The following is a 25,943-nucleotide window of genomic DNA, read 5'->3' as shown; positions in this document are numbered from 1 at the left end:
GCACCCGCCTGCTCCGCATTAGGACTCGGGGGCAGGAAATCTAGCATTCCCCGCCAGTTGTGTCAAGGAACAGCGATTCGGCATACGGCGGACGCAGCACGCCCTGTTCGGTAATGATTGCCGAGATCAGTCCAGCCGGGGTCACATCGAAGGCGGGATTGAACGCGTCCACCCCTGCGGGAGTCAGCCGCTGGGCCCCGCAACCATGCACTTCGGCAGGATCGCGCTGCTCGATCTCGATCAGCTCGCCGCGGGGCGTGGCCGGGTCCACGGTGCTCGAGGGCGCCGCCACGTAGAACGGCACCCCATGACGCCGGGCCAGCACCGCCAGCGGGTAGGTGCCGATCTTGTTGGCCGCGTCGCCGTTGGCCGCGATGCGGTCAGCGCCGGTGATCACCGCGTCGACGCGGCCCTGGCGCAGGAGCGTGGCCGCAGCCGAATCCGGCAGCACGGTCACCGGGATACCCTGGCTCTGGAGCTCCCAGGCGGTGAGCCGGGCGCCCTGCAGCAGGGGGCGGGTCTCGTCGGCATAGACCTGGATCCGCTTGCCGGCCTCCCAGGCGGCGTAGATCACGCCCAGCGCGGTGCCGTAGCCGCCGGTGGCCAGGCCGCCGGCGTTGCAATGCGTGAGCACCGCGCCCGACTGCGGCAGCAGAGCCTGCCCCGCGCGCCCCAGCGCCCGTCCCATGGCCACGTCCTCCTCGTGGATGGTGCGAGCCTCGGTCAGCAGCACCTCGGCCACGGCCGTGGCGGAGGCGCCGGCGGCCAGCGCGGACTCGGTCGCCGCGCGCACGCGCCGCAGCGCCCAGAAGAGGTTGACCGCGGTGGGCCGGGTCGCCGCGAGCTGGCGCTGGTCGCGGTCCAGGCGGTCGCGCAGCGCGGGCAGCGCCTCGCCGACCGCCAGGCCCAGGTGCCACGAGAGCACCAGCCCGTAGGCGGCGGCAACGCCGATGGCCGGCGCACCGCGCACGGCCAGGACGCGGATGGCCTCGTCGAGCTGGTCGATGGTCCGGCAGTGGCGGAACGTCAGCTCGCCGGGCAACCGGGTCTGGTCGATGAGCTTGACCGCGTCGCCGGTCCACTCGGCCACGGGAAAGGGGAAGGCGATCACGTCTGCTCCTTGTGTCCGGTGAGGATCTCGCGCAGGGCCCGCCCCAGCAGTGCCAGCGGCAGCCCCATGACGTTGAAATAGCAACCCACCACCCCGCGGACCATGAGCGCCCCGAAACCCTGGATTCCATAGGCGCCAGCCTTGTCCATGGGTTCGCCGGTGTCCACGTAACGGCGGATGGTGTCCGCAGCCAGCGGCAGGAAATCGACCTCGGTCCGCTCGTGCCCCAGCCATTGCCGGTGCAGCCCGCCGCAGAGGGCGATGGCGCTGATCACCGTGTGCCGCTGTCCCGAAAGCCGCGCGAGCATCCGGCAGGCCTCGTCCTGGTCGACCGGCTTCTCCAGGACCTCGCCCCCGAGCACCACGATGGTGTCAGCGCCCAGGACCAGACGGCCGGGCAGCAGTTCGCACACCGCCAGGGCCTTCAGGCGAGCCAGCTCCTCGGCGTAGCGGTCGGGATCGTCGTGCAGCGCGGCCAGGCGCGCGGCGTGCTCGCCCTCCACGTCGCCGGCGGGACGGATCTCGAAGGGGATGCCCGCGGTGCGCAGCAACTCCGCGCGGCGGGGCGAGCGGCTGGCCAGCACCAGGGTCTCCCCCGCGGGCCAGGGTACGAAGGGACTGGTGGTCATGCGTCCTCCCGGTCGACGATCACGGTGACGGGACCCTCGTTGGTCAAGGTCACCGCCATCTCGGCACCGAAGCGGCCCTCGGCCACCTCGGGCCAGGCGGCGCGCAGCAGCTGGCCGAAGCGCCGGTAGAGCGCCGCGGCCTCGTCCGGCGCGGCCGACCCGACGAAGCTGGGCCGGTTCCCCTTGCGGCAGTTGCCGTAGAGCGTGAACTGGCTGATCAGCAGGATGCCTCCGCCCACGTCCGCCAGGCTGAGGTTCATCTTGCCCTCGTCGTCGTTGAACAGGCGCAGCGCCGGCAGCTTGCGCGCCATCCACGCCAGCTCGCGCTCGGTATCGCCGGGCGCGAACGCCGCCAGCACCACCAGACCGCGCGCGATGGCGCCCACCGTCTCGCCGTCGATCTGGACCCGGGCCGGCCCCGAGCGCTGAACCACGCATCGCATGTCGCCTACCCCACCTGGTAGCGGTCGATGCGCTCGATCCCGGGGATCCGCTGCACCGCCTTGAGGATCTTCTGCAGGTCGTTGAGATTGTGGACCTCCACGACCAGAGTGGCCTTGGCGATGCCCCCCTCGCCGCCGAACTCGCCGCTGTGGATGTTGGCGTTCTCATGGCCGATCACCTGGGTGACCTCGGCCAGCAGGTTCTTCCGGTCGCTGGCCTGGATCACCAGCTTGACCAGGAAGATCTGGTCGGGTGCGGCGTCCCAGGTCACCTCGATGAGGCGTTCGGCCAGCGCCGGATCGTGGAGGTTGGAGCAGCCCATGCGGTGGACCGTCACCCCGCGGCCGCGGGTGATCACGCCGGTGATCTCGTCGCCGGGGATGGGGTTGCAGCAGCGCGCGAAGCTGACCATGAGGTTGGCCTCGCCGGCCACGCGCACCCCGCCGTCCTTGCGGCGGAGGATCGAGTCGTAGAGGTCGCGGCCGCGGTCGATGACCCGGTCGGGCAGCGACCGCTCGGGCGGCTCGATCCGTTGCAGCACTCGTTGCCACGACAGCTCGCCGCGCCCGATGGCGGCCAGCAGCTTCTCGATCTCGGTGTAGCCCAGATCGGTGGCCACGTCGGCGAGGTCGTGATCGATGCTGAGGCGCAGCTTGCGCCGCTTCGCCTCGCGCTCGAGGATCTCCCGGCCCAGGCGCAGGCTCTCCTGCAGCTGGGTGTTCTTGATCCAGCGCCGGATGTGGTGCTTGGCCCGGCCGGTCTTGACGATCTCCAGCCAGCTGGTCGACGGCCGCGCGGTCTTGGCGGTGAGGATCTCCACGGTGGCGCGGTTGACCAGCGGCGTGCGCAGGCTGACGATGCGTCCGTTCATCTTGGCGCCCACGCAGTGCAGTCCGACCTCGCTGTGGATGGCGAACGCGAAGTCCAGCGGGGTCGCCCCGTTGGGCAGCTGAAAGAGGTCGCCGCCGGGGCTGAAGACGAACACCTCGTCCTGGAAGAAGTCGATGCGCAGCGTCTCCATGAACTCGCGCGGATCGTCCTCGTCCTGCTGCCATTCCATGATCTGGTTGAGCAGGCGCACCAGGTCGCTGAAATCGGTGCCCTCGCCCGACTCCTCCTTGTATCGCCAGTGCGCGGCGATGCCCAGCTCGCTGCGCTCGTGCATCTCGCGGGTGCGGATCTGGACCTCGATGAACTTGCCGCCGGGCAGCTGCACCGTGGTGTGCAGCGACTGGTACATGTTGGGCTTGGGCTTGGCGATGTAGTCCTTGATGCGGTCGGTCAGGGGCGGGTAGAGGCTGTGGATGATGCCCAGCGCGTGGTAGCAGTCGGCCTTGGTCTGGGTGATGACGCGCAGCGCCAGGAGGTCGAACATGCGATCGAGACCGATCTCCTGCTGGAGCATCTTGCGGTGGATCGAGTAGAACGCCTTGGGCCGGCCCGAGACCTCGCACTCCAGGCCGGCCTTGGTCAGGGCCTCGAGCAGCGGGGCGCGCAGGTTCTCGATGAACGTCTCGCGCTCGGTCCGGGTCTGCTTGATCCCGGCCTCGATGGCGAAGTAGCGCTCTGGCTGGAGGACCTTGAACGCCCGGTCTTCCAGCTCCCACTTCATCCTCGCGATGCCGAACCGATGCGCCAGGGGCGCGTAGACGTCCATGGTCTCCTGGGCGATGTCGCGCTGGCGCTCGGGCGCCATGTGCTCGAGGGTGCGCATGTTGTGCAGACGGTCGCCCAGCTTGATCAGCACCGTGCGCGGGTCGGCGGCCGTGGAGAGGATGAGCTTGCGGTAGGTCTCGGCCTTGCGGGCCTCGGGGTTGGCCATGCCCAGGGTGCTGATCTTGGTGACGCCGTCGACCATGTGCGCCACGTCGTCGCCGAACTGCTCCTGGACCTGCTCCAGCGTGACCGGAGTGTCCTCCACCACGTCGTGCAGGAGGGCGGCCGTGAGCGTGTCGTCGTCCAGGCGCAGCTCGACCATGATCTCGGCCACGCTCAGCAGGTGGGTGATGTAGGGCTCGCCGCTGCGCCGGCTCTGGCCGGCGTGGGCGCGGGCGGCGAAGAGATAGGCACGGCGCAGCCGCTCACCATCGCTGGCGGGGTTGTAGTCGGCGACCTGTCGGATCATGCCCTCGAGGCGCCCGAGCAGATCGTCCTGGTGGCTCATGGGATGTCGGCGGGGCGGATGTCCACCAGCAACTGCTGGACCGGATCATAAACGCCGCCGCGGGGCCGGAAGTTGCTGCGCCCGACCTGGAAGAGGACCTCCCAGTCGACGGTCAGCGGGTCGCGGCCCTGTTCGAGGAGTTGCGCCGATTCGCGACGCCAGGCCTCGCCGGCTCCGAAGGCCACGAACTCGCGGCTCAGCGCCGGGGTACCGCCCGGGTTGCGCTCGGGCGAGCGGAAGGCGAAGCGCAGGTGCGCGCCCCCGCCCATGGCGAAGGGCATCTGCTTGAGGCGCAGGCCGGGACAGCGGAACACCGGCTTGGGATTGCCCGAGCCGAAGGGTTCCATCTTGTCGAGTTCCCAGACCAGCTTGGCCACGTCCTGCGCCGTCATGGCGGTCAGCGGCAGGTCGAGGTCGTAGCTCACGGGCACCGGCCCCTGCTGGGGCTCGCGGCGCAGCGCGGCCAGGAACGCCTCGCGGAAATCCTGGATGTCGCGGCGGCGCAGCGTGAGCCCGGCGGCCTGGCTGTGGCCGCCGTAGCGCAGCAGGAAGCCGGCGCAGCGGTCGAGCACCGCCTTGACGTCCACATCGGCCACCGAGCGCGCCGAGCCGCGGGCCTCGTCGCCCTCCTCGGCGATGAGGATGGTGGGCAGCTGGTAGAGTTCCACCAGTCGCGCCGCGCCGATGCCGATGACACCCTTGTGCCAGGTGTGCGAGTGCAGGACCAGCCCCGGATCGCCACGTTCGACGTAGGGCCGCGCCATCTCCACGGCTTCTTCCTTGAGCGCGAGGTCGGCCTGCTTGCGCCGCGTGTTGGTTCGGTCGGCCTCCTGCGCCAGCCGCTCGGCCTGGGCGGGGTCGTCGGTCAGGAGCAGCTCCAGCGCCGCCATCACCCGACCGATCCGGCCGCAGGCGTTCAGGCGCGGAGCCACCTGGTACGCGAGGTCGCTGGCGGTCACGGGGAAACCCCGGTCGAGACCGCTGATCCGCAGCAGCGCCGAGAGGCCCGGCCGGATGTACTGGCGATCGGCCAGGCGGGCCAGCCCCTTGCGCACCAGGACCCGGTTCTCACCGGTCAGGCTCATCTGGTCGGCCACCAGACCGAGGGTCACCAGATCGGTGAGGCTCTCGAGGAAGCCGTCGGGCAGGCTGTCGGGGCATTCCTGGTGCAGGGCCTGGGCCAGCTTGAACGCCACGGCCACGCCACAGAGATCGGGGTTGGGGTAGCGTGCGTCGGGGCGGCGAGGATTGACCAGCGCCACGGCGCAGGGGCGTTCCTCGAAGATGTGATGGTCGAGGACGATCACGTCCATGCCCAGCTGCTTGGCGAGTTCGAGCTCGACCTGGGCGGCGGCGCCGGTGTCCACGGTGATCAGCAGGGTGACCCCGGCGGCGGCCCACTGGCGGACCATGCGGGCCGCCACTCCGTAGCCGTCGAGGGTGCGGTCGGGGATGAACGGATCCATGGTGCGGACCTGCTTGCCGTCCATCTGGAACGTGGTCAGCAGGCGGTGCAGGACCGCGCACCCGGTGATCCCGTCCACGTCGAAATCGCCGTGGATGGCCACGAGTTCGCCGGCGCGCGCGGCGCGCAGGATCCTGGCCACGGCCTTGTCCATCTCCACGAGCAGGAAGGGGTCGGAGAGGTGTTCGAGCGAGGGATAGAAGAAGCTCTCGAGATCGCGTCTGCTGGTCAGGCCCCGCCCGGCCAGCAGGGTCAACAGCCGCAGGCTGACCGGCTCCATGAGCGGCACCTCGCGGCGCAGGCGATCCACGGTCTCGTCGGCGGGCATCTCGCAGGCGCACCAGGGTCGACCGGTGAACCAGCCCACCGGTCCGGCGGCCTGCGCGGGGGGGCCTCCGGCCGTGGAGTCCGACTGGTCGTCGTCCGCGGAATCGGGAGGAAGTGGCAAATCGTACTGCACGCGGTGCTCCCCTGCTCGGACGATTCCAGGCATGGTGAAAGGGCCGGGAAACTTCGGCGAGGGAAGCCGGTTGTAATCCGGGTTCTGTTACCGCCGCGGCTCGCGCCGGGCAGCGACGACCATGTATCTGGGACCGCCGTCACCGACGGCCTCGTGCGACCGACCCGGGAGTCAAACGAGGCGGGCCACCTCATCCTCCCCTATTTGGTCTTGCTCCGGGGGGGTTTACCCTGCCACTCCTGTCACCAGGAGCGCGGTGAGCTCTTACCTCACCGTTTCACCCTTACCGCGTCCGGACGACCGAGGCCGCCGGACGAGGCGGTTTGTTTTCTGTGGCACTTTCCTAGGATCGCTCCTCCTGGGTGTTACCCAGGCGCCCTGCCCTGTGGAGCCCGGAATTTCCTCGAGCCAGAGGCCCGCGGTCATCTCTCCGACTTCCCTCGTGGTCCATGATAGGCCGGGTCTTGACACTTGTCACACAATAATGTGACTGAACATGCAGGTCATTGGCGGGAGTCGAGCGCCAGGTTGGCAAGATGGTCGGCGTGGGCGTTCTTGGCGCGCGGTATGTGCTGCACACGGAATTCGCGCAGCCGCTTGGCCAGGTAGATCGCCTGCTGGTAGATGGGCAGCAGATCCTGGCTCTTGACCCGGTAGGCGCCGGACAGCTGCCGGGCCACCAGTTCGCTATCCAGGTACAGATGCACCCGACCCACGCCCCAGCGGCTGCAATGCTCCAGCGCGGCCAGCACTGCGCGGTATTCGGCCTGGTTGTTGGTGGCCCGACCGATGGCCTCGCTGTGGACGCAGAGGTCGGGGCCATCCTGCTGCCGGAAGAGCACGCCGATGGAGGCGGGGCCCGGATTGCCGCGGCTGGCGCCGTCGGTGAAGACCTCGAGCACCGGGCGGCCCTCCTCGGGCAGCGGGCATTCGGCGAGATCGGCGGCTGCGGGCAGTTCCGGGTACGCACTGGCGGCGCTCCGCCCGCCCTTGCGCGCCGGCGTCTTGGCCGCGGGCGCGGCCACCACGTCCTCGGCCGGGCCGGGGACGTTCAGATCGCGGCGCCAGCGGGCCAGGCGCTTGCGCAGCTCGCGCACGGTCAGACCGCATTCCCGCGCCAGCGGGCGCAGGTCCTGGCTGCGCTCCAGGGTGCGCAGCAGGTCGGGCAGGGTCTCTGGGCTCTTGTTCTCGGGCATGTCCTTAACCTTCAGCCTCGGGTCCGGCGGCTGCTGCGCGCCACCACGAAACGACCGCAGCCCTGACAGGTGACGAGGGCCGTGCCACGATCGGCATCCACGGCCGACTGGGGCGGCAGGCTCTGGCCGCAAGTGCCGCAGGCCCCGCCGATGAGGTCGGCGATGGGATCGTCCAGGCGCTGGGCCAGGCGAGCCAGACGGCTGGCCACCCGCACCGGCAGCTGGCGGATCAGGTGTCCCAGTTCGCCCTCGATCTCGGGCAGGGCCCGGTCGGCCTGCGCGGCGCGACGGGCCAGATCCTCGCGGCGCTGGGCCAGGGTCTCGCGCTGCGCCGCCACCACACCGCGTTCCCCGACCAGATCGGCGGCGGACTGGTCGTTGCGCTGCCAGATCGACAGCAACTGCTGCTCGAGCTCGTCGCGCCGGTGGCGCAGGCTCGCGATCTCGCTGGTGAGGGCGAGGACGGTGGTCGCGTCGGTGGCCTGCCGGCGGCGCCGGTCCTGCAGCTTGGCCTCCAGGGCCTTGAGTTCGTCTTCGAGTCGCCGGGCCTCGCCATCCCGCGCACGCTGGTGCTTCTCCGCCTCGGCGAGATCGTCGACATACTCGGCATCGAGGGCGACCAGGTCGGCCTCGCGGCGCACGCCGTCGGCCTGGTGAAGCTGGGCCTGGGCCCGCTCGCGGTAGAGGTCGGCCAGGTCGCGCAGGCGGGCCAAGGTCAATTCGAGCTGCTGATCCACGACCTCTCCCTTTGTCTCCAAGAAGAAAGGGTGCCAGCGGCACCCCATCTCCTTCACTCGTCGGTCTGCTTCCGTACGGCGGTTGCGAACCCGCCAGACGGATCCCGGACCGGCCGGGGTCGATGGTGGGCGATACTGGACTCGAACCAGTGACCTCTCGCGTGTGAGGCGAGCGCTCTAGCCAGCTGAGCTAATCGCCCATCGAAGGACCTTTTCCCCGGTCCGTTGCCGGGGGGCCCTGGTGGGCCCACCAGGACTTGAACCTGGGACCAGCCGGTTATGAGCCGGCCGCTCTAACCACTGAGCTATGGGCCCAAAATCCGGGAGGCGGAAGATAACCCGTATCTCCAGCACGGTCAACCCGGTCCTGGATTTTTTACATCATCTCCCCGTAGCCCTTCAGCTTCCGGGACCGGCTCGGGTGTCGCAGCTTGCGCAACGCCTTGGCCTCGATCTGGCGGACCCGCTCGCGGGTGACCTTGAAGATGGTGCCAACCTCTTCCAGGGTCCGCGGCGTGCCGTCCCCCAGGCCGAAGCGCAGGCGGATGACCTTCTCCTCGCGCCGGGTGAGCGTGCTGAGGACCTTGGTCATCTGGACCTTGAGCATGCTCTGCACCGCTTCGCGGGCGGGCGACGGGGCGTTGTCGTCGGGAATGAAATCGCTGAGCGACGAGTCCTCGTCCTCGCCCAGGGGGCGGTCGATGGACACCGGCTCCATGCTCGCCTTCATCACGGCCTGCACCTTGTCCAGGGGCATGTCCAGGCGGTGGGCGATCTCGTCGGGCGTGGGGTCGCGACCCAGTTCCTGCAGCATGAGCCGACTCGTCTTGGTGACCTTGCTGATGGCTTCGATCATGTGGACCGGCACGCGGATGGTGCGCGCCTGGTCGGCGATGGCCCGGGTGATGGCCTGCCGGATCCACCAGGTGGCGTAGGTGGAGAACTTGTAGCCCTTGCGGTAATCGAACTTCTCGACCGCGCGCATGAGGCCGCTGTTGCCCTCCTGGATGAGGTCGAGGAATTCGAGGCCGCGATTGGTGTAGCGTTTGGCGATGGAGATGACCAGACGCACGTTGGCCTCGATCATCTCGCGCTGGGCGGCGGCCACCTCGGCCTCGCCGGCGGTGATCTCACCGGCCAGATGCGCCAGCTCGTCGCGGGTGAAGCCCACCTCGCGCTCGATCTCCTGGATGCGCTTGCGGTAGTTCTTGATCTGCCGGTAGGCCTCCTGGACCGTCTCGCGACGGTCAGCCGACAGCGCCTTGTCCTTCAGCGCGGCGGACATCTCGGAGAAGACCACGCCGGCCTCGGTCTCCGACTGGGCGATCCGGGACTCCAGCCCCTGGATCTTGGTCTCCACCAGCTGGACCTTGCTGGCCAGCGACTGCACCATCTCCGTCGAGAGGTTCAGCCCCAGGAAGGTCTCGAGGATCTTCTTCTCGCGGGCGGCGAGCATCCGCGTCAGGGTGGCCACGCGCGTGCTGTTCTGGCACGAGGCCAGTTCCTTCTTCTGGTCACCGATCTCCTCGCGCCACTTCTCGATGAGGTCGAGGCTGCGCAGGATCCGCTTGCCCTCGCGGCGCGCCGAATGGCCGGTGTTCCAGCTGCTGTTGTCGAGCTGCACCACACGCTCCAGCGCCATGGCCTCGCCCACCAGCTGGTTGGCGCAATGCCGCAGTTCCTTCATGGCGTGGTGCGAGTTCATGGTGGCGCGGATGACGCGGATGCGGCCATCCTCCATGCGGCGAGCCAGCTTCACTTCCCCTTGCCGGGTCAGCAGGGGGACCTTGCCCATCTCGCGCAGGTACATGCGCACCGGGTCGTCGTACTTGATGTTCGACCGGACGGCCTTCTTGGCCGTGGCGACCTTCTTCTTTTCCTTCTTCTGCCGCGTGGAGAGCCGCTTCTGGGCCTCCTCGCGGCTATCGTAATAATCGATCTGCAGTTCCTGGAGCTTGCCGTAGACGCGGTCGATGGCATCGATGTCCACCACGTCGTCGGCCAGCAGCTCGTTGATATCGTCGTTGAGGACCCAGCCGCCACGCTTGCTGGCGGTGCGGCGGATGGCCTCGATGAGCTTGTCGAAACGGTTCTTGTTCATCGACGTGCGGCTCCCTCTGATATGGCGCCGGCTGCGACCGGCGCGGGATATTCCGTTAGCCGTTCTGAATCCGTCGTGCGAGGCGCAATCTAGCCATGGATTCGCGCACCGCCCGTTCCGTCTCGCCTCCTTCGGGGATGTCCTGTTCGAGCAGATCGGTGACGAAGGCACGATAGCCGGCATCCTGGGCGTGCCAGCGCTGCTCGACGAACGCACGGGGCGGCACGTCGCCGCCCTCCTGCTGCCAGGCCGCCAGCTCGCGGGCCAGGCTCTCGCCGGCCGGCGTGCTGAATTCCAGATCCTCGCCCTCGGCCACGAACAGGCGGGCGGCCGCGCCGGTCCCGTCGCGCAGGACGTGGGCCAGCAGCACGGTCTCCACGTGGTCGCGGCGGACCCCGGTCATGGTCCGGAAGGTGGCCCTCCGGACCGTGGGCGTGGGCGACGGGTCGGCGGACACCGCCTCGGCGGGCGTCGCCTGCGGACGCGGTCGCGGGTGCTGGGACAGTTCGTTCAGGCTCTGGCGCAGCACCGATTCCTCCAGTCCGAAGAGATCCGCGGCCTCGCGCAGCATGTACTGCTGCCGGATGGCGTCGGGGACCTCGGCAATGGTCGTCAGGACCTGTCGCACGCCCTTCTCCAGGGCGTGTCGATCGTCTCCCGCCCGGGCCACCGCCTCGCGCACGAAGCGCAGGTAGGGCATGGCGCCCGCGAACACGTCCTGCAGCGCCGCGGCTCCCTGCTCGATGACCACGTCGGCAGGATCCTTGCCCTGCGGCAACGCGGCGATCTCCGCTTCCAGTCCCGCGGTCAGGCACACATGGCTCGTGCGCACGGCCGCCTTGCGTCCGGCCTGGTCGCCATCGAAGAGCACGACCACTTTCTGTGCACCACGGCGCAGCAACCGGGCCTGCTCGGGCGTGAAGGCCGTCCCGCAGGTGGCCACCACGTTGGCCACGCCGGCCTGGGCCAGCGCGATGAGATCCAGGTACCCTTCCACCAGCACGGCGACCTTGGCCCGCGCGATCACCATGCGCGCAGTGTCGAAGCCGTACAGCAGCTTCCCCTTGGTGAAGTGGGGACTATCGGCGGAGTTGAGGTACTTGGGCTCCCCCGGAACGATGAGCCGACCGCCGAATCCAGCGACCTGCCGGGCGATATTTCGGATGGGAAACATAATCCGTTCGCGAAAATAGGCAAACGTCCCGCCCGAGTCCCGCCGCCGGACGAGACCGGCGGCCAGGGCCAGGTCCTCGCTCACGCCCTGCTTGGCGAGCTGATGCAGGAACCAATCGCCGGGCGGGGCCCAGCCCACGTCGAACCGGTCGAGGGTCTCGATCAGGAAACCGCGGTCGGTGAGGTATTCGCGGGCGGCATGGCCCAGCTGCGGGTCCTGCCACGCCTCGCGGAACGCGGTGCAGGCCACCTCGCCCGCGCGGAAGAAGGCGCGCTTCTCGCCCTCGTCCTCGCCCGGCTGCAGGTACTGGGCCAGGTCGATGTCCAGCGAGCGGGCCAGGGTCTCCATGGCCTCGGGGAAGGTGAGGTTCTCGGTGGCCATGAGGAAGCTGATGGCGTCGCCGCCCTCGCCGCAGCCGAAGCACTTGTAGCTCTGGCGCACGGGGTTGACGTGGAAGCTGGGGGTCTTCTCCTGGTGGAACGGACAGAGTCCCTTCCAGCTCGACCCCGCCGGCTTCAGGCGTACGTAACGGCCGACGAGATCGACGATGTCGGTCTCATCCTTCACCCTGGCGATGATTTCAGGAGGGAGCGCGGCCACCTGGAACCCTTCTGCTGATCAGGTCCGGAGGACCCTCAAACGTACGGATCAATAGAGGATTTGTCAACATTGTTGCAACAATGTGCTCAACGGAGGTGGATGACCGTGGCGCCGAAATTGTTCTGACGCTCGCCCCCGGGGTGGAACGACGCCACGCGCTGATCGGTTCCCAGGCGTTGCAGCAGGTGGTCGCGCAGGCGGCCCTCCCCCATGCCGTGGATCACCGTCACGCTCGCCAGCCCCACTGGCACGGCACGGTCGAGCAGGCGGTCGAGACGTTCCCAGGCCTCCTCCACGCGCAGGCCGCGCAGGTCGAGTTCGGGCGGGATGCCGGGATCGTCGTGGTCCCAGGTCCAGGCGCCGGCGGTCTGGGTGGGTCCGGTGGTCGGATCCGGGGCCGCACGGTCGCCGGCTCCCTCCAGCCGCTCGACCGCGTCGCGCTCCACGCTCAGGCGCAAACCGTCGGCCAGCAGCCCCACCTTGTCGCCGCGGATCTCGGTGACCTGCCCCTTCAGCCCGAGGTGGGGCACGCGGACCCGCTCTCCCGGCGCCAGGTCGCTGGGCGCGCCCGCAGCGGGCCTACTGCCGGCGGGAAGCTGGTCGGCCACCTCGTCGAGGCGGTCGCGAGCCCGCTTGACCACCACCCGGTCGCCATGGGTGGTGCGCACCTCGCGCACCGCTTCTTCGAGGCGGCGGCGGGCCTGGCGCAGGAGCTCCTCGCCACGCCGGCGGACCTCCTCGCGTTCGCCGGCCAGTTCCTTCTTCATCCCGGCGAGCCGCGTCTCCAGCTCGGCCTGGTGCCGCTGGACCTCGGCCAGGTGGCGGCTGGCCTCGGCCTCGCGGTCGGCGAGATCGCGGGCGCGGCGGGCCAGATCCTGCAGCAGTTGCTCGAGCTGGTAGCGCTCCTCGCCCACCAGCCGGCGGGCACGGTCGAGCAGCGCGGGCTCCAGGCCCACCCGGGCAGCGATGTCGAAGGCGTGGCTCGCACCGGGATCCCCGAGGCGCAGGCTGAACAGCGGGGCCAGCGAGTCCTCGTCGTAATCCATGGCGGCGTTGATCATGGCGGGGTGGTCGTGGACCGCGGCCTTGAGCAGGCCGAAGTGGGTGCTGGCCAGGACCAGCGCTCCCCGCTCGGCCAGCCGCTCCAGCGCGGTCAGGGCCAGCGCCGTGCCTTCCTGGGGGTCGGTGCCCGAGCCCACCTCGTCGAGGATCAGCAGGCTGTGCTGGTCGGCCTCGGCGAGGTAGCGACGCAGGTGGGTCAGGTGCGCCGAGAAGCTGGACAGCGAGTCCTCGATGGACTGCTCGTCGCCCAGATCCACGAAGAGGCGCCGGACCAGCGGCAGCCGCGTATCCTCGCGCGCCGGCACGTCCCAGCCGCACTGGGCCAGCAGGACCAGCACGCCCACGGTCTTCATGGCCACCGACTTGCCGCCGGCGTTGGGCCCCGAGATCACCAGGACACGCCGGTCCGGCGGCAGGTCCAGGTCCAGAGGGATCACCGCTTTCGGTTCCTCGCCGCGGCGCCGGACGGACTCCTCGAGCAGCGGGTGCCGCCCCCGGCAGATCCGGGGCGTGGCGCCGGCGATCAGCTGCGGACGCTGGGCGTGGCGTTCCTCGCTCCAGAGCATGCTCGCGCGCACGCGGTCGGCCAGCAGCATCACGCCGGCGGCGGTCACGAGCGCCAGCGCCGCCCGGTCGACCTGCTGGTTCAGGGCGAGCAGGATGCGCGACTCCTCGGCGGCCATCTCGAAGCGGGTTTCGGCCAGGTCGTTGGCCAGCTGGACCGTCTCGGCTGGTTCGACGAAGACCGTCTGACCGGTCTGGCTGCGGTCGTGGACGATGCCGGAGACCTTGCGTCGGTCGCTGGCCTGCAGCGGTAGGCAGAAGCGGTCACCACGCATGGTGACCTCACCGGCGGTGGTCCAGCCGCGGCGGCTCGCCTCGCTCATGGCCCGGGCCACCGACTGCCGGACCTGCTGCTCGCGATCACGAGTGGTGCGGCGCAGACGCGCCAGGAGGGGGCTCGCGGTGTCGGCGAGCTGGCCGTCGCGATCGAGGCAGCGGCGGAGCTCGGCGGCGAGGGAGGCGAAATCGTTCATCTGGGCCGCGGCCTCGCCCCAGCCAGGCAGCTCCGCACGCGCCTTGAGGAACCAGCCGCGCAGCTGGTCGAGATCCTCGGCCAGACGCGCCACCGCCAGCAGATCCTGGCCCTCCAGAAGGCGTGGCGCGTCCTGCTCGAGGATGTCCAGCGCGCTCGAGACGTCGGTGATGGGCGGCCAGGCGCCGGCATCCGCCAGCGGCCGCAACTCGTCGGCGAGCGAGCGCACGAGGTCGATGACATCAGCGTCGGCGTAGGGTTGCTGGGCCTCGGTGGCGGCGACGGCGCGGGCGTTGTGGCAATGCCGCGCCACCTGCCGCGTGAGGTGGGGCCAGCCCAGGAGCTGGCGTGCCCGGCCCGAACAGACCGGACGCTCGCCAGCGATCCGGTCGGCGGCGGCCAGGCGTTCGAGGAGCGTGATCACGAGCCGTCTTCCGCCCGCTCCACCACCTCGCCGCCCAGGTCCACGGCCTTCTGCCAGAGTTCGTCGGCCCGGCCGCCCAGCAACTTGTTGGCGCCCTGGTAGAGCGTGGGGGCGGCGTGGAAGATTACGTCGCCCACGGGCTGGCTCGTGTAGGCCTCGCGGACGGCCTCGCCCCGGGGCGCCAGGCTCACCGCGATCAGGCCCACCGAGATCAGCAAGGCGCCCAGGGCGACCCCGCAGATCGCCCCGCCCACGCGGTCGAGCCAGCCGAGGGGGGTCCAGTGCACGAACGCCGCGATGGCCTTGGCCACGAAGCGCGTGCCCACCAGCGCGGCCACGAACACCAGGAAGTAGCTGGCCAGGAGCGCGGTGGTCTCGTCCATGGCCGAATGCTCACCCAGCCACGGCGCCACCAGCGAGGCCAGGCGGGCCGAGGCCAGGATGGCCAGGACCACGCCGGCGAGCTCGACCAGGCGCCGGACCACGCCGGCGCGCCAGCCGTAGACGCCGCAGATCACGAGCAGGGCCAGGGTCACCCAGACGATCATGTCAGCCCGCCAGCCGCGACTTGACCATGGCGCTGATCCGGCTGCCGTCGGCCCGGCCGGCCACCTTGGGCACGGCCACCTTCATCACCCCGCCCATGTCGCGCAGGCTGCTGGCGCCGGTCTCGGCGATGACCTCGTCCACCAGCGCCGCCAGCTCCTCGTCGCTCAGCTCGGCCGGCAGGTAGCCCTTGACCAGCGCGAGCTCGGCCGTGGCCTCGGCGGCCATCTCCTGGCGTCCGGCCTTCTCGGCGCTCTCCAGGGTGTCGCGGACCTTCTTGGCGTAGGCGTGCATGACCTTGATCACGCCACCGTCGTCGAGTTCCTCGCGGGTGTCGATCTCGACCTGCTTGATGGCGGCCTGCAGCTGGCGCAGGATCCCCAGCCGGTCCTTGTCCTTGGCCTTCATGGCGGTAATCACGTCCTGCTTCAGACGCGCCGCGATCTCGCTGGGCATGGCATGTTCCTTTCGCGGGAAGCCCGTTTCCGTGGCGGGGAGTCTACGTCGCGGGACCGGTGCGGTCAAGCCAGGCGCGCCGGATCTGCTGCAGCGCCGCCACGGCCACCACGGCGGCGGTCTCGGTGCGCAGCACGTGCGGCCCCAGCCCCAGCGGGATGGCGTCGCGTGCGGCCAGCAGCTGCAATTCAGGCGTGGTCCAGCCGCCTTCCGGGCCGATGGCCACCACCAGTTCGGCAGGCGGCTGCTGGCCGTCGAGGCGCCGGCGCACGGCCTGGGCCACCGCGGCCGCCGGTTGCAGCGGGGTCTCGGCCACCAGGTCGCCGGGCGCCGCGCCGAAGAGAACCGGCCCGGTGGCCTCGTCGAGGACCGTGACCAGCTCCTGCACCGGATGCAGCTCGGGCAGCCAGCAACGGCCCGATTGCTTGAGCGCCGCCACCAGGAGGCCGCGCCAGCGATCGTGCTTGCCGTCGCGCGGGTCGATGACCCCGTGGGTCGTGCGCAGCGGGGTGATGGCGTGGACGCCCAGCTCCACCGCCTTCTCCACCGCGAACTCGAAGCGCTTGCCCTTGACCACGGCGCACGCCAGGTGCAGGCGCGGCGGCGCCGCCTCCGGCTCGGCGCGGTCCACGGTGCGCAACTCGACCTCGGCTCCCCGCTTGTCCCCACCGGCGAGCACCGCGGTCAGCCGATGGCCGCGACCGTCGGTGAGCGCCAGCTCGTCGCCGTCGCTGGCCCGCAGCACGGTGCGCAGGTGCTTGGTCTGCTCGGCGTCGAGCACGACCCGCTCCCCCGCCCGGGGCACCCATTCCGCTGGCCTGTCGACGAAGAACCGCCGCATCGCTGCCCCTGTCAGTCGTAGATGCCGCGCCCCGGCCCGGGCACCTGGCTGGCCAGGCCGTCGCGCAGGTCCTGGAGCTGCTTGATCTGATCGGTGGACAGGTCGAGCGGCGTCCAGGCGATGACCCGGACCAGCTGGTCGCCGGCGCCGGAGCGATTCAGGTGCGGCATGCCCTTGCCGCGCAGCCGGAAGATCTTGTGGCTCTGGGTGCCCGCCGGCACCTTGAGCGCGACCTTGCCGTCGAGGGTGGGCACGGTGAGCTTGGCGCCGAGCATGAGGTCCAGCGGCGAGACCGGCATGTCGAGCAGGACGTCGTCGCCGTGCCGCTCGAAGAGCTCGTCGTCGGCCACGTCCATGATCACGCGCAGATCCCCCGCCGCGGCGCCCTGGTCGCCGGCGTCGCCCTTGCCGCGCAGCTCCATGTAGTTGCCGCTGGTCACCCCGGCGGGCACCTTGATCTCCAGGGTCTCCTCGCCGCGCACCGTGCCGGTGCCACGGCAATCGCCGCACGGGGTGCCGATGACCTGGCCACGCCCACCGCAATGCGGGCACGCGGTCTCGGTGACCATCTGGCCGAGCAGCGATTGACGGACCTGCCGCACCCGGCCCACGCCGTGGCAGGTCTGGCAGGTCTGCGGCTTGCTGCCGGCGGCCGCACCCGAGCCCGAGCAGGCCGGACAGGCCACCAGCCGCTTGACCTTGATCTTGCGGGTCACGCCCTGGGCGGCCTCGCGCAGGCTCAGCTTGAGGGTGACCTGGAGGTTGCGGCCCTGCCGGCGTCCGCCGTTCTCCATGCCGCCGCCGCCACCGAAGATGTCGCCCATGCCGAAATCCTGCATGAAGCGGCGGAGCGCCTCGTTGAGGTCCATCTCCATGCCCCCGGCGAAGCCGCCGGCGCCGAAGCCGCCCATGCCGGGCTGTTCGGTGCGATGGCCGAAGCGGTCGTATTGCGCCCGCTTCTCGGGGTCCTTGAGCATCTCGTAGGCCTCGGTGGCCTCACGGAACTTCTCGGCGGCACCGGGGTCGTCGGTGTTGCGATCGGGATGATACTTCACGGCCAGCTTGCGGTAGGCCTTCTTGATCTCACCCTCGCTGGCGTCCTTGCTCAGGCCGAGGATCTCGTAGTAGTCGCGTTTGCTCGCCATGTCTCCTCGTCTCTCGCGTCTTACTGGGCCACGATGACCCGGCTGGCACGCAGCACCAGGTCGTCGAGGGTGTATCCGGTCTGCACCTCGGCCAGGATGGTTCCGCTGTCGACCCCTGCGGGCGCCTCCTGCTGGCCCACGGCCTCGTGGCGGGCCGGGTCGAAGACCTCACCCTCGGCGACGATGGGCTGCACGCCGCGTTCGAGGAGCACCTGACGGAAGCTCTGGGCGATCATGGCCACGCCCTCGTGGAACGCCGCCTGATGGTCCTCGTCCTGGACCTCGGGCGCGTGGTCGAGTGCCCGGTCGAAGTTGTCGAGGATCTCCAGGAGCGGGCGCAGGAGGTCGGCCTGGGCGAAGCGGCGCGATTCGAGGACCTCGCGCCGGGTCCGCTTGCGCAGGTTGTCCATCTCGGCCACGGTCCGCAGCAGGCGGTCCTTCTGGTCAGCCAGCTCGTCCTGCAGGCGCAGGACCTCGGCCTGGAGCTGCTCCTCCACGGTCGGTTCGACCGCGGGCTCTGGCTCCGGCTCCGCAGCGGCCACGGATTCGCCGGCGTCCTCGGCCGGCGCCTCCGCCAGTTCGACCTCGTCTTCGATCTCGTGCTTCTTCTTGCTCAAGACTCGTCCTCTCAACTCAGGCTACGCAATCCCTCGCGCAGCGTGTGGATCCCGGTGACGGCTCTCTGGTACGGCATGCGCCGCGGGCCGAGCACCGCCAGGATGCCCTCGCGACCGGCGAGGGGGAAGCGGTGCGAGACCATGGTGAACTCGCGCAGGTCGTCCACGGGGTTCTCGTGGCCGATCCAGACGCCCAGGTCGCCGCCCGCCTCGCGGTCGAGCTGCTGCAGGGCCTCGCGGATCGAGCGCGGCGACTCGAGGAACCGAATCAGGTTGCGCAAGGTTCCCGGGGCGCCGAACTCGGGTTCGCCCAGCACGTTGGCCACGCCCTCGAGCTCGAGTTCGCCGAACTCGAAGTCCAGGAACAGGTCGCGCCCCTGGCTGGCCAGGGCGCTGGCGCAGCGGCTGGCGGCGGTCACGCCGGCGCGGAAGCTGTCGAGCACCCCGTCACGGACCTCGGCCACGGTGCGCCCGGCGATCCGCTCGCTCAGCAGGCGGCTCGCCTCCTCGAGGGTGCGCGGCGCCAGGTCGTGCCCCATGTCGGCCAGCGTGGTGCGGACCATGGCGTTCTCCAGCACCAGCACCATGAGCACGCGCCGTTCCTCGCGCGGGTAGAGCTCCACCCGCAGGCAGCGCACCTGTTCCCAGCTCGGACCCAGGATGATGCTCACGCTGGTGGTCAGGCGGCTCAGCAGGCCAGCCAGCGCCTTGACCATGGCGTGGCTGCCCGCGAAGCGCGACAGGTTGTCGGCCACGTCGCGGGCCAGCGGCCGCGGCAGATCCCAACGCGCGAGCGGCCAGGCCGCCAGCATGCGGTCGACGTACCGGCGGAATCCCAGATCGGTGGGCCGACGCCCCGCCGAGGTGTGCGGTTGCTCGAGCTCCCCGCCGTCCTCCAGCGCCTTCATCACGTTGCGGATGGTGGCGGCGCTGTAGGCGCGCTGCAGGTAGCGCTCGACCAGGCTGGAACTCACCGGACGGCCGGTCTCGATGTGGAGCCGGACCACGGCGTCCAGGATCTCGTCGGCACGCTCGCGGTTCTTGATCATGGATTCGTTGATCCCTCTCGTGGCACGAAAAACGGGACTCGGACCCCCGATTCCCGCGTGGAACGACAAGGTAATACCGGCGTTTTGGAGGTGTCAACCGACCACGGCCGCCAGCCGCTCCTCCACGGTGTCCAGATGCAGGTAGCCGCGGGCGGTGAGCCGCAACCGGCCGGCCTCCCTGGTCCAGAGCCGCTCCCGCTCCCCGCGCGCCAGATCCAGCACGCCAGGCGGCAGCCAGGCCGTGGGAACCCCCTCGGCGGTGCGCAGGCCCAGGATCAGCCGCTCGAGCCGGCGGGCCCGGAGCGTCAGCGGATCGACCAGCGCCTCGGGGATCCGTCCCGCCTCGACCTGCGCGAGATAGCGCTGGAGGTCCGCCACGTTGGTATAGCGGCGACGCCCCCAGAACCCGCTGGCCGACGGGCCGAGGCCGAGGTAGGGCACGCCCCGCCAGTACGCCTGGTTATGCCGCGATTCGGCGCCGGGCCGGGCGAAGTTGCTGACCTCGTACTGGCGCAGACCCCGGCGGTCCAGGTGCTCGACGCAAGCCAGGTAGAGCGCCTCGGTCTCGTGGTCGGGCGGCAGGGTCAGCGAACCGGCGGCCACGGCGCGCGCCAGGGCGGTCCCCTCGTGGAGCTCGAGGATGTAGAGCGAGAGGTGCTCGACGCCGAGGTCGCAAGCCTCGTCCAGCTCGTCCAGCAACCGCTGGCGTGCGATCCCGGGACCGAGGATCCAGTCGGCGGAGACGCGGGGGAAGTGCCGCCCGGCGCAGGCCAGGGCGCGGCGGGCAGTGGCCGGATCGCAGCGCCGGCCCAGCAGCCGGAGCACCGTGGGGTCCAGGCTCTGCACGCCCAGGGACACTCGCCCGATGCCCGCGTCGCGCCAGGCGCTGGCGGTGGCCTCGTCCAGGGTCTCGGGGTTGGCCTCGGCGGTCAGTTCCAGATCGGCGGCCCGGGGCAGGGCGCCCACGGTGCCGGCCAGCAGCACGGCCACCAGGTCGGGTGCGAGCTGCGAAGGCGTGCCGCCGCCGAGGTAGGCGGTGCGCAGACGGCGGCGCCCCTCACGCAGCGTGGGACAGCGCTCCCGGCGCAGGGCCAGCTCGCCGATCAGGGCCTGGACCGTGCGGCGGCGCAACGCGGCGTCGTGGTCGGCGGTACGCGCGAAATGGCAGTAGCTGCAGATGGCCCCGCAGAACGGGACGTGCAGGTAGAGGCCGCTCACTCCCGACCGCGATACCAGGACCAGACACTGCCGCCGACGATCAGCAGCAGCGCCAGGATCCGCACCACCGGCTGCAGCCAGCGGCGGTCTGGATCGAGGTCGATGATCTTCAGGAGACGGTCGAAACGCGGGATGAAGAACGTGTTCTCGTACGACCAGTAGATGATCTCGGCCTTGCCGCGCACGTGGTCCAGGGGCAGTTCGCCCCAGTAGCGGCTGTCCTGCGAGTTGTAGCGGTTGTCGCCCATCATGAAGATGTGGCCCGCCGAGATCACCCGGGGGCCGTAGTTCTTGTTGAAGGGGCCGCGGGGCAGGCTCACCGGATCGAGTCGCGAGTGGGGCTCGGGGCAGCGGCCGCGGTCGCGCCAGTCGGGGACGCAGGTGTGGTCGCCGTCGTGGTCGGCGAAGTTGGACTCGTAGACCACGCCGTTGACTCGCAGGATCCCGTCGCGCACCAGGACCGTGTCGCCGGCCACCGCGACGCAGCGCTTGATGTAGTCCTGGTTCCGGTCCTGGGGGAACTCGAAGACGATGATGTCGCCCTGCCGCGGCTGCCGGATCGCCGGCAGCTTGAGCTGGGGCACGTTCTCGGCCAGGGTCTTGTTCACGAAGGGGATGACCAGCCGGTCGGGGGTCTCGGCGCCGTAGATGAACTTGTTCACGAACAGGAAGTCGTGCACCAGGAGCGTGTCCTTCATGCTGCCGGTGGGGATGCGGAACGCCTGGAAGAGGAACTGGCGGATCAGGAGCGCCACCGCCAGCGCCCAGGCGATGGCCTTGAGCCACTCCCAGGCGGTCTGGCGGGCCGAGCGCTGGACCTTGACCTTGACCCCGGTCTCACGAGGCGCGGCCTCGTCCTTGTTGCCGGCGGCGGGATGGCGGCGGCGGGCGGAGGTGTCGCTCATTGGGTATCTCGTCTCTCCGGTTCGTGATGCTGGTCAGCGCTCCACCCGCAGGACCGCCAGGAAGGCCTCCTGCGGGATCTCCACCGACCCCACCTGCTTCATGCGTTTCTTGCCCTCCTTCTGCTTCTCCAGCAGCTTGCGCTTGCGGGAGATGTCGCCGCCGTAGCACTTGGCGGTGACGTTCTTGCGGAAGGGCTTGACCGTGGTCCGGGCCAGCACCCGGGTGCCGACGGCGGCCTGGATGGCCACCTGGAACATCTGGCGCGGGATGAGCTCCTTCAGTTTCTGGCAGAGCTTCAGCCCCCAGCTGTAGGCGTTGTCCCGGTGCACGATGCAGGTCAGGGCATCGACCGGGTCGCCGTTGATCAACAGGTCGAGGCGGGTGAGGTTGTCGGCCTGATGGCGCCGGTACTCGTAATCGAGCGAAGCGTAGCCGCGGCTCACCGACTTGAGCTTGTCGTAGTAGTCGACCACGAGCTCGGAGAGCGGGATGTCGAACTCCAGGTTCACCCGCTCGGTGTCGAGGTACTCCATCTTGGTCTGGACGCCGCGCCGGTCGAGCGTGATCTGGATCACCGCCCCCACGAATTCCTTGGGCGTGATCACCGCGGCGTGGACGATGGGCTCGCGGATCTCCTGGATCTCGCGCTCGCCCGGCAGGAGCGCCGGGTTCTCCACCTTGAAGACCTCGCCGTCCTTGGTCTTCACCTCGTACTCCACGTTGGGCAGCGTGCAGATCAGGTCCAGGTCGTACTCGCGCTCGAGGCGCTCCTGGATGATCTCCATGTGCAGCAGGCCGAGGAAGCCGCAGCGGAACCCGAAGCCCAGCGCGGCCGAGGTCTCCTTCTCCCAGGTCAGCGACGCGTCGTTGAGCTGGAGCTTCTGGAGCGCGTCCAGCAGGTCGTCGTAGTCGTCGTTGTTGGTGGGGTAGAGCCCGGAGAAGACCATGGGCTTGGCCTCGGCGTAGCCCGAGCACGCCTCGGCGCAGGGGCGGTCGCGCAGGGTGACCGTGTCGCCCACGCGCACGTGGCGCACGTCCTTGGCGCCGGTGGCGATGTAGCCGACCTCGCCCGCGGTGAGCGCCTTCTGCGCCAGCCGCGCCAGCCGGAAGTAGCCCAGCTCCTGGATCTCGAAGGTCTCGCCGCCGCGCACCAGCTTGATGACGTCACGGTGCTTGAGGCGGCCGTCGAGCATGCGGACGTAGGCCACGGCGCCGACGTAGGGGTCGAAGACCGAGTCGAAGATCAGTGCCTTGACCGGCGCCTCGGGGTCGCCCACCGGCGGCGCGATGCGGTCGCAGATCGCGGCCAGCAGCTCGGTGATGCCCTCGCCGGTCTTGGCCGAGACCATGAGGATGTCGTCGGGATCGCAGCCGATGAGGTCGATGAACTGCTCGGCCACGTAGTCGGGTCGCGCGGCGGGCAGGTCGATCTTGTTGATCACCGGGATGATCTCCAGATCGTGCTCGAGGGCGAGGTAGAGGTTGTTGATGGTCTGGGCCTGCACGCCCTGGACCGCGTCGACCACCAGGAGCGCGCCCTCGCACGCGGCCAGGCTGCGCGAGACCTCGTAGTTGAAGTCGACATGCCCCGGAGTGTCGATGAGGTTCAGGACGTAGGCCTGGCCGTCGGGGCGCCGGTAGTCCATGCGGATGGGGTGGCTCTTGATGGTGATGCCGCGTTCCTTCTCCAGGTCCATGGAGTCCAGCACCTGCTCCTTGAGCTCCTTGCCGCTGAGCGTGCCGGTGTGCTCGAGCAGGCGGTCGGCCAGCGTGCTCTTGCCGTGGTCGATATGCGCGATGATGCAGAAGTTGCGCGAGTGCTCCATGCTAGAACTTTTTACTCCACTGCCAGATCACCAGGTTCGGGGCGCCTCGCGAGCCGGGGGGCTCGGGCAGGCCCGTGTCGAAGAACTCGTCGAAGCGGTCGGGGACGGGCACCGGCTCCTCGTCGAAGCCGTAGAGGCCCGCCTCCACGTAGGAGTCCAGGGCCACCAGGAGCAGGACCGCGCCCGACCACCAGGCGAAATCGCGCATCTGCTCGTAGTACTCGTCGGCGTTGAAGTCCCAGACCGCGCGCACGTCCGAGCCGGGCGCCAGGGTCTTGGCGTAGTCGCGCGACCGCACCGCCTGACGGTCGCGCGTCAGCATGTTGCTCCAGAAGAACCACTGGGCCCCGAAGGCCACCATGGCCTGCCAGCTCCCCTCGGCGTAGAGCTGTCCCCAGCCCGGAAAGACCGGCGACATGAGCACGGCCGTGGTGGCGCTGACGCCGGTGTCGAAGAAATCGCGGACCTCGGGCATCTGCAGCGCCACCGGCACGGTGTCGGGGGGCGCGGCGGCCAGGCTCGTGTCGGCGCTGGCGGGCTCCTGGGCCATGGCCACCGTGGCCAGCATCGCCAGCACCGGGATCACCAGGACCCCGGCTCGCCCCTCACGCCCCTGCTGCCCTCGCCGTGCACGTCTCACGTGGTCCTCCGGTCGCCGTTGCCCTGGTGGGTGCGTCGCTAGGCTGCAACGCCGCCACCGGCAGCGGGTTCCGGGCAGAAAATGGCGGGAACGTGTGGGAATCGAACCCACCTCGGACGGTATGACGCGCCCGACAGAGGGATTTGAAGTCCCCGGGGCCCACCAGGACCCATTCGCTCCCGCACTCGTCGCCAATGTCGTGGCCGGCCACGCGGGCCGACCTCCTAACGGTAATCCACCCGGCGCCTTTTCACCAGCGCGAAACGCCTATTCCACCGTCACGGCCTTGGCCAGGTTCCGCGGCTGGTCCACGTCCTCGCCGCGCAAAACGGCGATGTGGTAGGCCAGCAGCTGCAGCGGCACCACCGACAGCAGTGGGGTCAGCATGCCGCGGCAGTGGGGGATCGTCAGCACGTGGTCGCTCAGCGCGGTGATCTCCTCGTCGCCCTCGGTGACCACGCTGATGATCTTGCCCTTGCGCGCCCGGACCTCCTGGACGTTGCCGCGGATCTTGTCGTAGCTGCTGTCGCGGGTCGAGATGACGACCACGGGCATGTCGGGGTCGATGAGCGCGATGGGGCCGTGCTTCATCTCGGCCGCGGGGTAGCCCTCGGCGTGGATGTAGCTGATCTCCTTGAGCTTGAGCGCGCCCTCCAGCGCGATGGGGAAGTTCACGCCACGCCCCAGATAAAGGCAGTTGGAGTGGTTGGCATAGACCTCGGCGATCTCCTTGATCTTGTCGGTCTGGTCGAGGACCTGGCGGATCTTGTCGGGGACCTTCTGCAGTTCCTCGATGATCTCCATGCCGTACTCGGCGTTGATGTGGTGCCGCCGGCCCAGCAGGATGGTCAGCAGGATCAGGATGGTGACCTGGCTGGTGAAGGCCTTGGTCGAGGCCACGCCGATCTCGGGGCCGGCGTGGATGTAGATGCCGCACTCGGTCTCGCGGGCGATGGTCGAACCCACCACGTTGGTGATGCCCACGACCTTGGCGCCGCGCCGCCGCGCCTCGCGCATGGCCTCGAGCGTGTCGATGGTCTCGCCCGACTGGCTGATCACCAGGCAGAGCGTGCCGGGATCGATGATGGGCGAGCGGTAGCGGAACTCGCTGGCGTACTCCACCTCCACCGGGATGCGTGCGTACTCCTCGATGAGGTACTCGCCCACCAGGCCGGCGTGGTAGCTGGTGCCGCAGGCCAGGATCACGATGCGGCGGATGTTGCGCAGCTCCCAGTCGGTGAGCTGCAGGCCGCCCAGCTTGACGTCGCCCGACGCGGGCAGGATGCGCCCGCGGAACGCGTCGCGGATGGTCTCGGGCTGCTCGAAGATCTCCTTGAGCATGTAGTGGGGGTAGCCGCCCTTCTGGATCTGGTCGAGGTCCCAGGTGATCTCCGAGATCTCCTTGTCCACCTCGTGGGCATCGATGTCGGTGGTCTGGACGCCCTCGGGGGTCAGGACCGCCATGTCCCAGTCGTCGAGGTAGATCACCTGGCGGGTGTGGCCCAGGATGGCGGCCACGTCGCTCGCCAGGACGTTGAAACCGTCGCCCACGCCGACCACTAGCGGGCTGCCCCGGCGGGCGCCCACGATCTTGCCCGGCTCGTCGGCGTGCATGACAGCGATGCCGTAGGTGCCCTCCACGAGCTTGAGCGCGCGGCGCACCGCGGTCTCCAGATTGCCGTCGTACTGGCTGCTGATCAGGTGGGCCAACACCTCGCTGTCGGTCTCGGAGAGGAACTCGTGCCCGTTCTCCTGGAGCTTCAGCTTGAGCGCCTGGAAGTTCTCGATGATCCCGTTGTGCACCAGCACGACCTTGCCGTGCTGATGCGGATGGGCGTTGATCTGGTTGGGCTCGCCGTGGGTGGCCCAGCGGGTGTGGGCGATGCCGCATTGGCCCTGCAGCTTGTCGAGGTCGATGCTGTTGACCAGATCCTGGATCTTGCCCTTGCTCTTGACGCAGATCATGCCGTCGGGCTGCTGGATGGCGATGCCCGAGGAGTCGTAGCCGCGGTACTCGAGGCGGCGCAGCCCCTCGATCAGGTTGACGGCGACGTTGGGGTCCCCGGTGATGCCGACGATTCCGCACATGGCAGGCT

Annotated in this window: 21 protein-coding genes, 3 tRNA genes and 1 other RNA gene; all 25 read right to left on the bottom strand. The window is 69.6% G+C overall.

What is annotated here, in order from left to right; genetic code table 11:
* Window positions 1-40: 40 nt before the first annotated feature.
* Entirely contained in the window at window positions 41-1,111 is a 1,071-nt protein-coding gene (gene mtnA, locus IFSED24_RS02620) for an S-methyl-5-thioribose-1-phosphate isomerase (RefSeq protein ID WP_491333669.1), read from the bottom strand.
* A complete protein-coding gene (locus tag IFSED24_RS02615) occupies window positions 1,108-1,740 on the bottom strand; it encodes a Maf family protein (protein ID WP_491333668.1) in 633 nt (210 codons plus the stop codon). Before IFSED24_RS02615 ends, mtnA begins: the two co-directional genes overlap by 4 nt.
* Complete coding sequence (dtd, locus tag IFSED24_RS02610) at window positions 1,737-2,183, bottom strand: D-aminoacyl-tRNA deacylase (protein WP_491333667.1); 447 nt, start codon at window positions 2,181-2,183, stop codon at window positions 1,737-1,739. Before dtd ends, IFSED24_RS02615 begins: the two co-directional genes overlap by 4 nt.
* A 5-nt stretch (window positions 2,184-2,188) precedes the next feature.
* Window positions 2,189-4,348, bottom strand: a complete 2,160-nt coding sequence (locus IFSED24_RS02605) for a RelA/SpoT family protein (protein WP_491333666.1) — start codon at window positions 4,346-4,348, stop codon at window positions 2,189-2,191.
* Window positions 4,345-6,273, bottom strand: coding sequence for a single-stranded-DNA-specific exonuclease RecJ (recJ, locus tag IFSED24_RS02600; RefSeq protein ID WP_491333665.1), 1,929 nt, complete (start codon window positions 6,271-6,273; stop codon window positions 4,345-4,347). The genes IFSED24_RS02605 and recJ overlap by 4 nt, the downstream gene beginning before the upstream one ends.
* Window positions 6,274-6,330: 57 nt before the next feature.
* Window positions 6,331-6,712: RNase P RNA component class A (gene rnpB, locus IFSED24_RS02595), an RNA gene on the bottom strand.
* A gap of 64 nt (window positions 6,713-6,776) precedes the next feature.
* The gene (locus tag IFSED24_RS02590) at window positions 6,777-7,469 is read right to left on the bottom strand and encodes a ribonuclease HI family protein (protein ID WP_491333664.1); all 693 of its coding nucleotides are present in this window, start codon (window positions 7,467-7,469) and stop codon (window positions 6,777-6,779) included.
* An 11-nt stretch (window positions 7,470-7,480) separates the two neighbouring features.
* A complete protein-coding gene (locus IFSED24_RS02585) occupies window positions 7,481-8,206 on the bottom strand; it encodes a zinc ribbon domain-containing protein (protein ID WP_491333663.1) in 726 nt (241 codons plus the stop codon).
* Window positions 8,207-8,329: 123 nt separating this feature from the next.
* Window positions 8,330-8,406 (bottom strand) — tRNA-Val (locus IFSED24_RS02580).
* A gap of 39 nt (window positions 8,407-8,445) precedes the next feature.
* A tRNA-Ile gene (locus IFSED24_RS02575) sits at window positions 8,446-8,521 on the bottom strand.
* A 61-nt stretch (window positions 8,522-8,582) separates the two neighbouring features.
* Complete coding sequence (gene rpoD / locus IFSED24_RS02570) at window positions 8,583-10,307, bottom strand: RNA polymerase sigma factor RpoD (protein WP_491333662.1); 1,725 nt, start codon at window positions 10,305-10,307, stop codon at window positions 8,583-8,585.
* Between the two features lie 55 nt (window positions 10,308-10,362).
* A complete protein-coding gene (dnaG, locus tag IFSED24_RS02565) occupies window positions 10,363-12,081 on the bottom strand; it encodes a DNA primase (protein WP_491333661.1) in 1,719 nt (572 codons plus the stop codon).
* 86 nt (window positions 12,082-12,167) lie between these two features.
* Window positions 12,168-14,603 carry an endonuclease MutS2 gene (locus IFSED24_RS02560; protein ID WP_491333660.1) on the bottom strand — a complete coding sequence of 812 codons (2,436 nt, stop codon included), beginning with the start codon at window positions 14,601-14,603 and terminating at the stop codon, window positions 12,168-12,170.
* Window positions 14,600-15,151 carry a CvpA family protein gene (locus IFSED24_RS02555; RefSeq protein ID WP_491333659.1) on the bottom strand — a complete coding sequence of 184 codons (552 nt, stop codon included), beginning with the start codon at window positions 15,149-15,151 and terminating at the stop codon, window positions 14,600-14,602. The genes IFSED24_RS02560 and IFSED24_RS02555 overlap by 4 nt, the downstream gene beginning before the upstream one ends.
* Window position 15,152: 1 nt before the next feature.
* Entirely contained in the window at window positions 15,153-15,605 is a 453-nt protein-coding gene (locus IFSED24_RS02550) for a GatB/YqeY domain-containing protein (protein ID WP_491333658.1), read from the bottom strand.
* A 43-nt stretch (window positions 15,606-15,648) separates the two neighbouring features.
* A complete protein-coding gene (locus IFSED24_RS02545; RefSeq protein ID WP_491333657.1) occupies window positions 15,649-16,446 on the bottom strand; it encodes an RsmE family RNA methyltransferase in 798 nt (265 codons plus the stop codon).
* A gap of 11 nt (window positions 16,447-16,457) precedes the next feature.
* Window positions 16,458-17,591 carry a molecular chaperone DnaJ gene (dnaJ, locus tag IFSED24_RS02540; protein ID WP_491333656.1) on the bottom strand — a complete coding sequence of 378 codons (1,134 nt, stop codon included), beginning with the start codon at window positions 17,589-17,591 and terminating at the stop codon, window positions 16,458-16,460.
* 20 nt (window positions 17,592-17,611) lie between these two features.
* Complete coding sequence (locus IFSED24_RS02535; protein ID WP_491333655.1) at window positions 17,612-18,208, bottom strand: nucleotide exchange factor GrpE; 597 nt, start codon at window positions 18,206-18,208, stop codon at window positions 17,612-17,614.
* A gap of 11 nt (window positions 18,209-18,219) precedes the next feature.
* On the bottom strand, window positions 18,220-19,257 hold the full coding sequence (hrcA, locus tag IFSED24_RS02530) for a heat-inducible transcriptional repressor HrcA (RefSeq protein ID WP_491333654.1): 1,038 nt from the start codon (window positions 19,255-19,257) through the stop codon (window positions 18,220-18,222).
* Between the two features lie 93 nt (window positions 19,258-19,350).
* The gene (locus tag IFSED24_RS02525) at window positions 19,351-20,475 is read right to left on the bottom strand and encodes a coproporphyrinogen-III oxidase family protein (RefSeq protein WP_491333653.1); all 1,125 of its coding nucleotides are present in this window, start codon (window positions 20,473-20,475) and stop codon (window positions 19,351-19,353) included.
* The gene (gene lepB / locus IFSED24_RS02520; RefSeq protein ID WP_491333652.1) at window positions 20,472-21,380 is read right to left on the bottom strand and encodes a signal peptidase I; all 909 of its coding nucleotides are present in this window, start codon (window positions 21,378-21,380) and stop codon (window positions 20,472-20,474) included. The genes IFSED24_RS02525 and lepB overlap by 4 nt, the downstream gene beginning before the upstream one ends.
* Window positions 21,381-21,413: 33 nt before the next feature.
* Entirely contained in the window at window positions 21,414-23,207 is a 1,794-nt protein-coding gene (gene lepA / locus IFSED24_RS02515) for a translation elongation factor 4 (RefSeq protein ID WP_491333651.1), read from the bottom strand.
* A 1-nt stretch (window position 23,208) separates the two neighbouring features.
* Window positions 23,209-23,847, bottom strand: coding sequence for a DUF5683 domain-containing protein (locus tag IFSED24_RS02510; protein WP_491333650.1), 639 nt, complete (start codon window positions 23,845-23,847; stop codon window positions 23,209-23,211).
* Between the two features lie 82 nt (window positions 23,848-23,929).
* Window positions 23,930-24,028 (bottom strand) — tRNA-Sec (locus IFSED24_RS02505).
* An 86-nt stretch (window positions 24,029-24,114) separates the two neighbouring features.
* Window positions 24,115-25,935, bottom strand: coding sequence for a glutamine--fructose-6-phosphate transaminase (isomerizing) (glmS, locus tag IFSED24_RS02500; RefSeq protein WP_491333649.1), 1,821 nt, complete (start codon window positions 25,933-25,935; stop codon window positions 24,115-24,117).
* Between the last annotated feature and the right edge of the window lie 8 nt (window positions 25,936-25,943).

The organism is Candidatus Latescibacter sp. IFSED24, from assembly GCF_058273205.1.
This window is presented reverse-complemented; position numbering and strand designations above follow the sequence as displayed.

What these genes read in the sequence shown, in the direction of transcription:
- IFSED24_RS02615 (WP_491333668.1), bottom strand. Translation starts at nt 1,740, where the DNA reads ATGACCACCAGTCCCTTCGTACCCTGGCCCGCGGGGGAGACCCTGGTG.
- dtd (WP_491333667.1), bottom strand. Translation starts at nt 2,183, where the DNA reads ATGCGATGCGTGGTTCAGCGCTCGGGGCCGGCCCGGGTCCAGATCGAC.
- IFSED24_RS02605 (WP_491333666.1), bottom strand. Translation starts at nt 4,348, where the DNA reads ATGAGCCACCAGGACGATCTGCTCGGGCGCCTCGAGGGCATGATCCGA.
- IFSED24_RS02590 (WP_491333664.1), bottom strand. Translation starts at nt 7,469, where the DNA reads ATGCCCGAGAACAAGAGCCCAGAGACCCTGCCCGACCTGCTGCGCACC.
- rpoD (WP_491333662.1), bottom strand. Translation starts at nt 10,307, where the DNA reads ATGAACAAGAACCGTTTCGACAAGCTCATCGAGGCCATCCGCCGCACC.
- IFSED24_RS02555 (WP_491333659.1), bottom strand. Translation starts at nt 15,151, where the DNA reads ATGATCGTCTGGGTGACCCTGGCCCTGCTCGTGATCTGCGGCGTCTAC.
- IFSED24_RS02550 (WP_491333658.1), bottom strand. Translation starts at nt 15,605, where the DNA reads ATGCCCAGCGAGATCGCGGCGCGTCTGAAGCAGGACGTGATTACCGCC.
- IFSED24_RS02545 (WP_491333657.1), bottom strand. Translation starts at nt 16,446, where the DNA reads ATGCGGCGGTTCTTCGTCGACAGGCCAGCGGAATGGGTGCCCCGGGCG.
- dnaJ (WP_491333656.1), bottom strand. Translation starts at nt 17,591, where the DNA reads ATGGCGAGCAAACGCGACTACTACGAGATCCTCGGCCTGAGCAAGGAC.
- hrcA (WP_491333654.1), bottom strand. Translation starts at nt 19,257, where the DNA reads ATGATCAAGAACCGCGAGCGTGCCGACGAGATCCTGGACGCCGTGGTC.
- lepB (WP_491333652.1), bottom strand. Translation starts at nt 21,380, where the DNA reads ATGAGCGACACCTCCGCCCGCCGCCGCCATCCCGCCGCCGGCAACAAG.
- lepA (WP_491333651.1), bottom strand. Translation starts at nt 23,207, where the DNA reads ATGGAGCACTCGCGCAACTTCTGCATCATCGCGCATATCGACCACGGC.
- glmS (WP_491333649.1), bottom strand. Translation starts at nt 25,935, where the DNA reads ATGTGCGGAATCGTCGGCATCACCGGGGACCCCAACGTCGCCGTCAAC.